Source organism: Arthrobacter sp. JCM 19049 (genome assembly GCF_001310435.1).
On sequence record NZ_BAXF01000625.1, the window covers coordinates 1 to 1,099 of the forward strand.

1 protein-coding gene and 1 pseudogene are annotated in these 1,099 nt (G+C 68.4%); both read right to left on the reverse strand.

Annotated elements, in window-relative coordinates; genetic code table 11:
- A partial coding sequence (locus tag JCM19049_RS15045) for a deoxyguanosinetriphosphate triphosphohydrolase (protein ID WP_279403332.1) occupies positions 1-717 on the reverse strand: 717 nt, incomplete at its 3' end.
- 39 nt (positions 718-756) lie between these two features.
- A pseudogene (locus JCM19049_RS15050) lies at positions 757-1,099 on the reverse strand (tRNA dihydrouridine synthase DusB); the annotation flags it as partial.

A 1,099-nucleotide genomic window follows, 5' to 3' on the forward strand; every position in this document is an offset into this window, starting at 1 on the left:
CGGGCGTGGCGCAGCAGCGCAGCTGCAGTTCCCGCCCACGATCGCGTCCTCCACATCGTGCACCGAGTAGGAGATGTCGTCGGCCAGGTCCATCACCTGGCCCTCCATGCATACCTGGCCGGGGACGGTGTCCGGGCCCTCCCGCAGCCAGTTGAACACCGGCAGGTCATCCAGGTACGCCCCAAACTTGGCGGTGGGCTTGCCGTCGTGGCGCAGCGGGGCCGTGTCCCGGGTCCAGGGGTACTTGCAGGCCGCGTCCAGGGAGGCGCGGGAGAGGTTCAGCCCGGCGCTGGCCCCGTTGTGCCGGAAGGTCTTGGTTTCCAGCCGGGTCAGCAGCCGCAGCGTCTGCGCATTGCCCTCAAACCCGCCGATGCCGGTGGACAGCTCGTTCAGCGCCTTTTCGCCGTTGTGCCCGAAGGGCGGGTGGCCCAGGTCGTGGGCCAGGCAGGCGGTGTCCACCACGTTGGGGTCGCATCCCAGCGCGGCGCCCAGTTCGCGGCCCACCTGGGCCACCTCCAGGGAGTGGGTCAGTCGGGTGCGCACAAAGTCATCCGAGTAGGGGGCGACGACCTGGGTCTTGGCGCCCAACCGGCGCAGGGCCGAAGAGTGCAGCACCCGGGCGCGGTCCCGCTCGAATGCGGTGCGGTAGGCCTTCTTGGCCGGTTCCGGTACCCAACGCTCCTGATCAGCTTCGGTATATCCCTGCAGTTCGGTCATGGAAACCAGTCTAGTGAGTTTTGGTCGGCACCCCGGGCGTTATCCACCGGAGATGTCCAATTCGGCCGCGGCGATCATCGCCTTGTGCTTCTCATCCATTTCCCGGCTCTCCAGCCAGCCCTCGGCAGGTGGGTCTTCTTCGGGTGCCCGGCCCGGCCGCGGGTGCCTTCCGCGTCGCGCCGGGTAGGGCATCTCCAGGTCCAGGGAGTCCAGCAGTTCGCGCAGCTCGGCCAGGGTGGGGACCTTGGCCAGGGCGGAGCGGATCTCCCCGCCGACCGGGTAGCCCTTGAAGTACCAGGCCATGTGCTTGCGGATGTCGCGCATGCCCTTGCCCTCGTCCTCGAAGAACTCGGTGAGCAGCTCGCCGTGCCGGTAGACGGTG